We start from the raw sequence: 10,739 nt of genomic DNA, 5'->3' as shown, positions 1-10,739 counted from the left end.
TTTGTTGCACCGCCCGAGTCCCATCACCCGAGTTCCGTCTCGGGAGGACTGGGCCCTTTTCGCTCACTTCGTTCGCTCAAGAGGGCTGAAATCGGGGGGTAAGGAAACTATTTTTTAATTTAGAGCGCTCAGCGCCTCAGTCCCGGCGGCTTCGCACGCTTTGGGTCTTCGGGCTTCGCCCAATGGAATTCAAATTTGCTTCAGCTAGTAACTCAAGTGGTAAAGTGGTAAAGTCGAAAGTTGTTACAATTTCCTCAGAAGACGGAAGCCAACATTGGGGCTGCGGTCGTCGGGGCCGTACCTACCGCGGTAAGCTGACCGGCAGTCCATGGCATTGTCGTTCCAGCTGCCACCCCGTACCACATGGTAGGTGCTATCTCCATCCCAAGCATTACCATCAGAAGGAGCTCCTTCATAATTAGCGTGCCATCTGCCCTGAACCCACTCCCAGACATTCCCATGCATGTCATAAAGGTCCCATGGATCGGGTTTCTTCTGGCCAACTGGCTGAGTTTTCAGTCCAGAGTTATTGCTATACCATGCATAATCTCCAAGTTTCGACTCATCATCCCCGAAGGAATACCTTGTTGTTGTCCCGGCACGGCACGCATATTCCCATTCAGCTTCGGAAGGCAAGCAATATCTCTCGGTGCCTTCTATTTCATTGAGTCTTGCGATAAACTCCTGAACATCATTCCACGAGATAGATTCCACAGGCAGGTTATCACCTTTGAAACGAGAAGGATTGCTACCCATTACAACAGTCCAATGCTTCTGAGTAACAGGATATTTGCCAAGGTAGAAAGGATTTTTGATTGTTACTTTATGAACGGGACCTTCATTATCAGATCTGCCCTCCTCATCGGAAGGTGAGCCCATCATAAACTCTCCTGCTGGTATCCGAACAAATTCCATTTCATCTATACTAGGCAGTAAAGACCCGGACATACTTTCTTCTGGATATACAATGACGGGGGAAACCTGCAATAATTTGCTGAGATCAAGGCCTGATAACGTGTATTCGGCTGCATTTTTCGAGGGATTACTTTCTTCTACGCAGCCGTACCTCAAAAATTCGATCAGCCTTTCGTCCCGGATCCATTTCTCTAGATTTTTATCTTCATTTTCCGGCTTCAATGCATATTCCTGCAAGATGGTAAGAAGCACTCTATTTGAATTCAGAGCAGAAATGATTGAGTTCCACTTTATGCTTATTGCCACGAATTTTGCAAGTTTTTTGCAGTTCCACATATTTTCAGGAGCAGTGCCTTTATTATAGGAAAAGAGACCTGTTCTTTTTCCTATAGTTCTCTGGAAACGAAACTGATTAATGAACTGCTTTATCCGACGAGGATTATTATCCAGAGCAGAAGACACCATTTTCAGAATCAGCTTTGATGTTTCATAATCTTCCACGCAATCTTTATCATTCTGGATTTCCTGCTTATTTGATACTGTTTCATCATTATTTTGGTCAATTGTTCCTGTTTCTTTATTGCTGTTTCCATTCTTTGAGGGTTTAAGGTCTCTTTCCGGAGATTTGTCAGGGGTAGGGTCTTCAGAGACACTTAGTTTATCTACAGGCTCAGATGGATTTAAAGGAGTTTCAATTTTATTGGCTGATGGTAAAAATTTTAAAAAATCAACGCTTTTTGGACTCGGAACTTTGAAAGGAAGCTGGATGAATTTTTCAATAAAATTGTAGCCATATTCAAGCCCATAGCCATGATTAGGCCCATCCATTTTTAAGTACTTGAAAATTTGTTCGTTTTTAGCCGCCAGTCCTGCAGAGATAACTTTTCTGTCCATACCTATGGAAAAATAAATATTCGCTTCATCAGAGATCATTAGGTTTAGAGCCTGCATTAGTTCTGCAGCTTTTGGTATTTCACAGCGATCTAGATCATCAATGAAGACATAGACTCTTGAATTTCCAGCGTAGGATTTAATTATCTTGCTGAAGTCAGAATGAAAACGTTCTATGAATGATATGTGCTCCGTGTAATTAGGATTGGATACAAATTTGCTGAAGTCAAAAGGATTGCCAATCACGTCTTTAATATCTTTCCAGAAATAGAATATCGGAAGTATAGAACCTATAATTCCGGCCAATGTTGCTAAAACAGTAACTGATAGTTGATTTATCGAATTTAAGTATAAAATAGTCACAAGATTTACAATAGAATAACTAAGAATACAAACCGCAATAATAAAGAAAAAAATGTGAAGAGAAATTGAATTCTTACTTTTCCATTTAAACTCAAGTCTGAGATACCTTAATTTTAATTGTGCTAATAATCGCTGTGCCCAGGAAAGTTGCTCTGACAACTGTTCCATGAGACTAAGTGCAAAAGCAGCCCATAACTCATCTTCTTTTTCATATCTCCAGCAGTTAAACCAGACTGTAAAATACTTTCTTCTTTTAATTTTTGAAGGAATATATATCAGAATTGCTCTTATTTTATTTTCGAAGGAATATGGATCAAAATTTTCATCTTTGTTATTTAGTTCATTTCCATTATTTTGTGAGAATTTTTCCTCAATGGAAGAAAAAAGGGTTTCTAGTTTAGAAATAAGAGGTTTTAATTCAGGAAGACCTGCTTTTTTCTTATTTAAAAATAGATACTTCCAAAATTCTCTGATAGATATATCGCATATATTTCCTTTTTCAATTTCCTCTTTCAATTGCTTCATGAAAGAAGATTTACCGCATCCCCATTGTCCCTCAATAGAAAGAGTAATAGGGGGCTTTGTGCCCTCGGAGGTAAGAAATTCTGCGATAGCTTCGACGTAAGAACGGAATCCAAGTACATCTTCCTTCGTCGAAACATCATTTAAGCATTCGAACGAAGATTTTGATTTATCGCCTGACAAAAGGATTTAGCTCCATACGTAGTTTAATTTCATAATATGAAGCAAATCTCGTGGAAGCTGAGCTTTCAAATGCCATATTATGAAGACTAACAGAGTTTTTTAATTGTTTATTGGAAAGAAATATAAATATTTGTTGAAATTTCCACAAAATATAACGGAAAAGTATGAGACGTCTCTGGAAGCTGGAAGAGCGAAGGAACGCTGCCAAAAAGAATTATATAAAAATTACTAAATATTATAGTAATAATCAGTTATTTGGGTTTATTTTCAGCAACTTGTGAAATGCAGTGTGGAAGGGTGAAAAGCTACCGATATTGCGGCTTTGAAAGAGTAAAATGATATAATCGGACCAGTGGAGGAAAAATTATGAAAATGAAAGGGAGTGGAACACGGCTTGATCCTGTGTGTGATATGAATGTTACGGAGAGGGATGTTACATACAAAAGTGACTACAAGGGAAGAACTTATTATTTTTGTTCGTTTGAATGCATGAAGAGATTCCAGGATAACCCGGAAAAGTACATCAGCATCCATGGCAAGGAAGCTAAGGTATAATGGATTTTCTTTAATGGATTTTCTTTTACCTTGAGTTCTGCTTATCCAGCAACCTTAAAGCCTCAGCCGTAGCCCACTGGACTTCAGGGTCAGGATCGTTTAAGTTTTTGACAAGAGGGGCTGTTGCTTTTTGATCTCCTATTTTTGCGAGGGCTTCTGCGGCGTACCTCCTCACCCAGGGGTTGCTGTCGTCTAGAGTTTTTAGAAGTGCATCAACTGCTTTTCGGCTGCCTATATTCCCAAGGGCATAGACTGCAGTGATTCGGAGTTCTGAATCTTCTTCGGTCAGCATTCCCAGAAGAGCGTCTATTGCTTTTTCAGCTCTGAGAGTTCCCAGAGAATATGCAGCAGCATTTCTTACTTCAGGATTCGTATCACCAAGGCATTCGAGAAGCGGGTCTACTGACTCTGGATCTTCCATTTTACCAAGGGATTCGGCTGCACACTTTCGAAGTTCGGGGTCCTTATCTCTTAGTTTGTAAATAAGAGCTCCTGTGGCTTTTTTACTGTTAAGTCCTGCAGCTTTTTTGCTGCCAGAGTTTCCTAGAGCCAGTATTATCTGTTTCTGTAATTCCGGAGAGCTTTTATTCAGTTTTCCGATAAGGGATTCTTCAGCCTTGTCACCACCAAGAATCCCCAGGGCACGGGCTGCAACTAGCCTGACTTCGGGAACTTTGTCATCCAGACTTTTAATTAAAGGCTCAATTGCCCGTTTGTCTTTAAGATATCCAAGGGATTCTATAGCACATGCTCGGAATACAGGGTCTTTATCTACGGCCAGCCGTTTAATTAGCGGTTCTGCTGCATTTTCGGTTCCTATTCGGCCGAGGTTTCTGGCTGCAGTTATTCTTACTCGGGAATTCTTGTCCTCGAGGAGCTCAAGAAGTGCCTTCTCTACTTCAGGACCTCTTGCCTGGCCCAGAGCTTCGGCTGCGATTGCTCGGACCTCCGGATTTTCGTCGTCCAAGGATTTGATGCAGAACTGTGTATCTTTTTCGCTTTGTTTTAATGGACTAATGGGGTTTCCTTCCTGTCCTCTAAGAAGATCCGAGATATATACTAGTTTTTCAGATGAGGTTTTTAAGCCTGAAACGTTGCTTAGCAAGTTTATGGAAGTGTAAACGATGGCTATAAGGGATAAAACCATTGAAATAAGAGAGGAAACTAACAGAACTTTCATTTTGGCTTCGGAAAAAGAGCCAAAGCTAAAAACAATCAGTATCAGTCCGTTAAAATAGATTGTCCCTGCTGCCGTATAGGATACCATCTTCAGGGGCGGTTTTATCCGGTTGGCAATCGAATTAGTACTGTCCCTGTTGCTTTGCAGGGAAAGTATGAATATAGCAATAAACACGGCATACAATGCTGCTACTGATTGCATTACTGCTGAAGGAAGCCAGAAAGTTCCCCCAGAGCTGGCCGCAGAATTATCTGCATTTCCATTTCCTGATAGGGTGAAAAAGCTCAGAATAACCAGAGCAAATAAAAAGAAAACTTCAAGCTTGTAAGTTTTCAAGGTAGTCAGTTTCATTCTAAACAGACTGCCTGTGCCGGATAGTTATATAAAAATTCCGCTGAATCGAGTGTCTGGTTGACTTTTGAGAAAGAAAAGCAATTAAGCTTTATTAGAGCTGACCCCAAAACTCAAAATTGCTTCTCTGAATATCATATTCTGGATTATCAATAGAGTTTCTGATCCTGAAAACTAATTCTGAAACTCTTATTGATATGTGAATAAAATTGGTTTTGGGATAAGCTCTGATCTAAAATGATCTGGAACTACAGCCTACTTTTATACAGTCATTCTTTATACAGTCATTCTCTATGCAGCCATTCTTTATACAATCTTTATTGCTACCTGATCTCCGCTTTTAAGTCCGAACTGAAGCGCAGCATTTCCTTTGTTTACGGCAATTTCCAGGAAGCCATGACTGCCTATAAGGGCAAGGGGCTTTTTCGGCCCTACAAAACCATAGGTCTGAACAAAGGAGACCTTTCTGCTGTTTATTTCTATCTGTGAGCCAAAGTTAGAGAATTTTAAAACTACTTCTTCAGGAATATTGGTGATAACATTTCCAAAGTTGTCTGCAAAAATAACCTCGCCTACAAGGAAGGATCCGTCAATTCCGAAATTTTCGAAATCAAGGCTAATAAAATCCGAGATTTTAGATCCGACCGCCTCGATAGGTGTTCCTTTTGAAAGGTAGGCTCCTGTAGGCGCAAAAATATCTCTACCATGGAAAGTTGCAGAAATTCCTGATTTAAGCATGATTTCAGGATTTGTGATCTCGTATACTTCAATTTTGCCAAGGTGGCGAGCTGCAGGGATCAGTAGTCCATTATCAGGGCCGACAAAAAACTGTTCTTCTCCTTCAGGACCTGCTTTTATGGCAAGAGCGCGACGGGAAGTCCCTACCCCAGGATCGACAACACCGATATGTACGGTTCCCTGCGGGAAATATCGAACAAGGGAATAGAGCGCAAAAGCCCCTTCCCGGATTCCGGCCTGCCGGATGGAATGGGTTATATCGATAATCTGTGTTGCCGGGTTTATTCTCAAAATCACGGCTTTCATGGCTGCGGGATAGAGGTCTCCAAAATCGGTAGTCAGGGAAATTATGGACATAAATATCACTTATCTTTTTTCTATTTTATAATATACAGGTTTGGGAAATTATATTAAGATGTGAGATTGTAATTGTCAAAAATAAAAATTTTTAGGAAACTTGGAGGCGCAGTGAGACGGATGATGTATATAAAGAAACTAGTCATAATGATTCTAATAAGCTTTACTCTTCTTGCATCGGGCTGCGAGGAAATAATGAACTTCAAACAGAGTTCCAAATCCTTAGAGGAACCCTCTACCGAATTTTATATTTTGGGACCTGATGGAACAGCTAAAAACTATCCTACTAACTACGTACTCGGAGAGAATGGAACCGTGATTGTGGAAATTATAAACCATGAGCAAAAGCCCGTAAACTATACAATGGAAGTCAAACTCGAAGATACGCTTCTACCTTTACCGGCTGACTGGCAAAATATATGCATCGAAAACGACGAAACTCTGGAGAAAGCAGTCACTATGAATCCTCCTTTCGAGGGGACAAACATGGACCTTCAGTTTTTGCTCTATAATATCGATAAAAAAGAAATGTTAGAGAATATCAGTTTGCCTTACAGAAATCTTAACCTATGGATAAACGTAACAACGCAGAATCTTTCGAAGAATACTTCAACTTTGACAACGGCGGTATAAGCAACCGAGTCGGAATTTGACACTGAGCCATGTTCATCTCAGAAACTGAAATAATAAAATCGTGCAATTCTGAGAGCAGTAATAAAGAATTTTCTCTGTTTCAGCGAAATCTGAGTGGATAGTACCCTGTTGTATATTTTTCCTTTTGGCAGGCTGAAACTTTTTTCTTTCTCAAATTTCTTTATTAAATAGGGCACCTGTCATACAGATTATGCATTTTTTCCTTTTTTATGGTGGAGAGGTCCTCAGCATGGTGAGAATAAAAGGAAATTTTGCCCAGGTATGAAATTCCCGTATTAGTCTGTATGTTCGGTTATCTAGCTATATATTCGGTTATCTAGTCTGTTTTTAAATTCATTACACGCTTTTCCAGAAGCTTGTTTTTATGAGTTCTCTTGACGTAAATTCAAAAAATCGGTATTCTAGCCATAAATACAAAACCTTTCTGCAAAACATAATCAAAAGTTCATATATCTCTCTTCTTCTTGAGAACGCGAAATGTCAGCGCATATACAAGAATATTAAATATAAGAAGGATTCCAACTTCAGGATAAAGGTCAGAGATTCTGGAGTTATTCAACATAGCACTTTTTATGCCGTAAAACACGTAGGTGCTTGGTACAAGATGAGCGATATACTCAATCTCTTGAGATAAATCGGCTAGCAGAGCAAGTAAAATCAGAGGTGCCATGAAAATTGTGGAAAGCAGAGATGCCGAAGAGTAGTTATCAGCGTAACTGGCAATCAGAAGCCCAAGGCCTGTGAATACTGCAGAACCGAGAATTATAAAAACAGCGGTCGATAGGAAGTTTCCGACGAAACCTCTATTTATAATAATTATAACCAGAGATATCAGTATTGTCAGGAATAGTCCAAAAAACGATTTGCCATAAATCACATCTTTTTCCGAAGCTGGTGACACAAGTATTGCATCAAGGGTTTTTTTCTCTTTCTCTGTAGTCAGCGTATTTGGTAAAACCATCATTCCAACAAATACTACAGTAAACATAATCCATATAGGAATGTTAAATCTGGACTGCAAGTCTTCAGGGAGCGTATTTAAGATAACATTCACTGGATACTTCTGTTCTGCAAAGTCCATGATGATATCTTTATAAGTTTGCAAAAACGCAGCTGATTTTGCCTCATAAGGGTTGACAATGATATTCAGGGAAGGGTTTAGTCCATTTTTTATGTCGGCACTGAAGCCTTCCGGTACAAGCATAACGGCTGCAACTTTTTGGTTATAAAGTAGCTCTTCGGATTTACTAGCAGAGTCTGCAATAATTACGTCATAGTTATCTCTCGAACTTAGATATTCAATAAAATCTGCATTGGAACCTTTATCATAAACTGCAATGGGTACTATGGTGTTATCAGTCAATGAAACCGTAGAGTTAAAGAGAACTGACAAAAAGATTGGAGTGAGTAGTATTATCAATAAATTTTTGCTTTTTACCGATGATATTAAGTCTTTTCTAAAGATAGCCAGTACAACGTTAAGATTCATCAGTCAATTTCTCCCCGGTTAATTTTATGAAAACATCTTCAATTGTAGCTTCTTTTGAATGTACAAGGGATATCTGATTATTTTCAGAGAGTTTCTCAAAAATGTCGCTACTGGCTTTTGTATTTAGCGGCGATTCGTAAATATCTCCTTTTACAGTCTTGATCATCAGAACATCTTCACCATACCTTTTTTTCAGATTTCCAGGTGTGTCCATAGCTATTATAGAGCCCTTATGTATAATAGCCAGGAAGTCGCATAGAAAATCTGCTTCCTCCATATTATGTGTCGTTATGAGAATTGTTTTGCCCTGTTCTTTAAGACCAAGAATCATCTGCCTTATTTCCCTTGCTGAACGTGGGTCCAATCCGCTTCCGGGCTCATCCAGAAATAAAACCTCAGGATCATTGAGAAGGGCTCGAGAAATCATTATCTTTTGTTTCATGCCTTTTGAAAAAGTCTTTACTTTGTTTTTCTGATACTTTTCCATTCCTACAATCTTCAGAACTTCATTTATTCTTTCTTTCGGAGAGTTGTATAACTGGCGGAAAAAGTTGAGATTCTCATAAACCGATAATTCTTCGTACAGGTTTTGAGACTCAAAAACAACGCCGATTTTCTTTTTTATCTTTACTGCATCCAATACGGTGTTTAATCCTCCAATGTATGCAGTACCAGAGGTAGGAGGAAATTGACAGGTAAGAATCTTGATAGTAGTGGATTTTCCTGCTCCGTTTGGGCCCAAAAGTCCAAATATAGTTCCTTTTTTGATACTGAATGAAATACTCTTCACAGCCTCGAAATCACCATATTTTTTAGATACATTCTCAGTAACTATCTCTTTATCCACGGTATCGCCAGCCATTTCAGAATATTTGCATACTTATCCTTTGTTCCACATCGATATATTTATCAGCGCAATTAAATTTCTTAGCATGTGGATAAATTCTCTCGAAATCTCATAAGATTTAGGATCTGAAACATTCAACCCTGTAAGAGACTAGCTAAATTGGTTCACATTGCAACCAAGTATAAACTAACTGTATTCTTTCGGCAAATAATGTAATATTTTATAAACGTTGTTGATCTTAAACCTTTTCTTATTTGTAATATATTGTATTACCAAAAAGATAAGGAATTTGATTATTATTAGTGGTAATTGTCGGAAAGCATGTAAAGAATGGTGATGAAGTGAACCCTCTTCGCTCCCGATGTAATAAATTAAAAAGAAGATAAAAGATTTTTCAGCGAGATCTGAGAGCACAGGGTCCGGTTGCACATTTTCCGCAGGCAAACTGATTAAGTTCGGGAAAAGCTCTGGCGTTTTTCTGAAGATACTTGTAGCATTTTTCTTTATCAAGTCCTCTTATGCTGAGAGCCCCAGCCGGGCACCTGTCCACACATACAAGACATCTCTCTCCTTTTTTGTAGCGGCAGAACTCTTCTTTCGGGCGTGGATTTGGAGGAATTTCGGCAGAAATCAGCAAAGTCCCAAAACGGCCTGCACATCCGGCTTTTGTGATCAGCATCTGGTTTACGCCAAAAGTTCCCAGACCCGCAGCATAAGCAGCACTTTTATGAGACCAGGTAACGTCGAAGCCTTTACTCTTATAATCAAAATCAGTTCCAGGCACAACTGACTGTATATTCTCTTCTGCCAGCTCAGCCTTTATTTTTTCGTTTATTTTCCCTATGAGACAGTCGGTTTCACTTTTGGCCTGAATCCATTCTTTTACAGGATCAGGAGACTGCCAGTTCAGATTCACAAGTTTTTTTTCAAACGGTAGGAAGAAGGAAACAACAGTTTTTGCTTCGGGGAAACTCTCTTTAGGGAGCAGGTGGTGAGGACCAATGATTTTCTTCATGTCATCAAAAATTGGGTCATTTGCTGAAGCATAGCCTATGAGAGGTTCACGATATCTAGTCTCAGTGCCTGGACTTGCTACGGCTTCTTTGATAATGCTTTCAATCTTTTTTTTAAGCTCCATGATGATTTCTCCTGCTAATTACAGAGAATTTAGATCGAATTTTTGTGTTATTCTTATTTCAAATTGTTTTCTTCAAGTTTCAATAAAAATTCCTTTATATCCAGTCCACTCGCATAACCTGTAAGTTTTCCGTCTGAGCCTATTACCCTGTGGCAGGGAATAATTATTGCAATCGGATTTCGGTTATTTGCAAGCCCTACAGCCCTATAGGCCTTTTGCTTTCCGATAGATACAGCTATCTCTTTGTAAGTTCGGGTCTCTCCATAAGGGATTTCGCATAAAGCTTTCCAGACAGACTTTTGAAAATCCGTTCCTTCAGGAGCCAGTTTAAGGTCAAAAGATTCTAGTTTCCCGGAAAAATAAGCTTCAAGCTGCCTTGCAGCCTCCCTGAAAAACTTTTTATTTTCTATCCAGTCAGCAGGGATTTCTATTTTTTTCTTGCCTTTTAAGAAATTAAGATGTTTCAGCCCTTTTTCATCCCCTGCCAGAAGAATGGGACCGATTGGAGATTCGATTATATGATAATACATTTTGTTCGTTTCCAGAAACGTTGTTG

Annotated in this window: 9 protein-coding genes; 2 read left to right on the top strand and 7 right to left on the bottom strand. The window is 39.3% G+C overall.

Translation table 11 applies throughout. From position 1 onward, the window contains the following. Positions 1-243: 243 nt before the first annotated feature. Positions 244-2,874, bottom strand: a complete 2,631-nt coding sequence (locus A9239_RS06415; protein ID WP_048156376.1) for an SUMF1/EgtB/PvdO family nonheme iron enzyme — start codon at positions 2,872-2,874, stop codon at positions 244-246. A 366-nt stretch (positions 2,875-3,240) separates the two neighbouring features. Here A9239_RS06415 and A9239_RS06410 point away from each other — a divergent pair, with 366 nt between their 5' ends. After that, positions 3,241-3,429, top strand: coding sequence for a YHS domain-containing protein (locus A9239_RS06410; RefSeq protein ID WP_080941595.1), 189 nt, complete (start codon positions 3,241-3,243; stop codon positions 3,427-3,429). A 25-nt stretch (positions 3,430-3,454) separates the two neighbouring features. On the opposite strand, the gene A9239_RS06405 is transcribed toward A9239_RS06410, so the two are convergent. After that, positions 3,455-4,960 carry a HEAT repeat domain-containing protein gene (locus tag A9239_RS06405; protein ID WP_048156374.1) on the bottom strand — a complete coding sequence of 502 codons (1,506 nt, stop codon included), beginning with the start codon at positions 4,958-4,960 and terminating at the stop codon, positions 3,455-3,457. Between the two features lie 306 nt (positions 4,961-5,266). Further along, positions 5,267-6,055, bottom strand: a complete 789-nt coding sequence (locus tag A9239_RS06400; protein WP_048122083.1) for an S-adenosyl-l-methionine hydroxide adenosyltransferase family protein — start codon at positions 6,053-6,055, stop codon at positions 5,267-5,269. A gap of 72 nt (positions 6,056-6,127) precedes the next feature. Here A9239_RS06400 and A9239_RS06395 point away from each other — a divergent pair, with 72 nt between their 5' ends. Next, positions 6,128-6,688, top strand: coding sequence for a DUF1616 domain-containing protein (locus A9239_RS06395; RefSeq protein ID WP_255361915.1), 561 nt, complete (start codon positions 6,128-6,130; stop codon positions 6,686-6,688). Positions 6,689-7,154: 466 nt separating this feature from the next. Here the strand turns inward: A9239_RS06395 and A9239_RS06390 are convergent, their stop codons facing one another. The 4 genes from A9239_RS06390 to A9239_RS06375 all read right to left on the bottom strand — a co-directional run bounded on the left by A9239_RS06390 (position 7,155) and on the right by A9239_RS06375 (position 10,713). Continuing rightward, positions 7,155-8,198: an ABC transporter permease gene (locus tag A9239_RS06390; protein ID WP_048156371.1), complete on the bottom strand. Its 1,044-nt coding sequence runs from the start codon at positions 8,196-8,198 to the stop codon at positions 7,155-7,157. Then, on the bottom strand, positions 8,188-9,060 hold the full coding sequence (locus A9239_RS06385; RefSeq protein WP_048122080.1) for an ABC transporter ATP-binding protein: 873 nt from the start codon (positions 9,058-9,060) through the stop codon (positions 8,188-8,190). Before A9239_RS06385 ends, A9239_RS06390 begins: the two co-directional genes overlap by 11 nt. 379 nt (positions 9,061-9,439) lie before the next feature. Beyond that, the gene (locus A9239_RS06380; RefSeq protein WP_048156368.1) at positions 9,440-10,183 is read right to left on the bottom strand and encodes an epoxyqueuosine reductase; all 744 of its coding nucleotides are present in this window, start codon (positions 10,181-10,183) and stop codon (positions 9,440-9,442) included. Between the two features lie 53 nt (positions 10,184-10,236). Further along, a complete protein-coding gene (locus A9239_RS06375) occupies positions 10,237-10,713 on the bottom strand; it encodes a methylated-DNA--[protein]-cysteine S-methyltransferase (RefSeq protein ID WP_048156366.1) in 477 nt (158 codons plus the stop codon). Positions 10,714-10,739: the final 26 nt, after the last annotated feature.

Origin of the sequence: Methanosarcina sp. A14 (assembly GCF_001729375.1) — an archaeon.
GTDB lineage: Archaea > Halobacteriota > Methanosarcinia > Methanosarcinales > Methanosarcinaceae > Methanosarcina > Methanosarcina barkeri.
Note: the sequence above shows the minus strand (reverse complement) of the source record. Positions and strands in the feature narration are given on the sequence as shown.

Excerpts from the sequence above, each read along its gene's own strand:
- A9239_RS06405 (WP_048156374.1), bottom strand. The coding sequence starts at position 4,960 with ATGAAACTGACTACCTTGAAAACTTACAAGCTTGAAGTTTTCTTTTTA.
- A9239_RS06375 (WP_048156366.1), bottom strand. The coding sequence starts at position 10,713 with ATGTATTATCATATAATCGAATCTCCAATCGGTCCCATTCTTCTGGCA.
- A9239_RS06400 (WP_048122083.1), bottom strand. The coding sequence starts at position 6,055 with ATGTCCATAATTTCCCTGACTACCGATTTTGGAGACCTCTATCCCGCA.
- A9239_RS06410 (WP_080941595.1), top strand. The coding sequence starts at position 3,241 with ATGAAAATGAAAGGGAGTGGAACACGGCTTGATCCTGTGTGTGATATG.
- A9239_RS06385 (WP_048122080.1), bottom strand. The coding sequence starts at position 9,060 with ATGGCTGGCGATACCGTGGATAAAGAGATAGTTACTGAGAATGTATCT.
- A9239_RS06380 (WP_048156368.1), bottom strand. The coding sequence starts at position 10,183 with ATGGAGCTTAAAAAAAAGATTGAAAGCATTATCAAAGAAGCCGTAGCA.
- A9239_RS06390 (WP_048156371.1), bottom strand. The coding sequence starts at position 8,198 with ATGAATCTTAACGTTGTACTGGCTATCTTTAGAAAAGACTTAATATCA.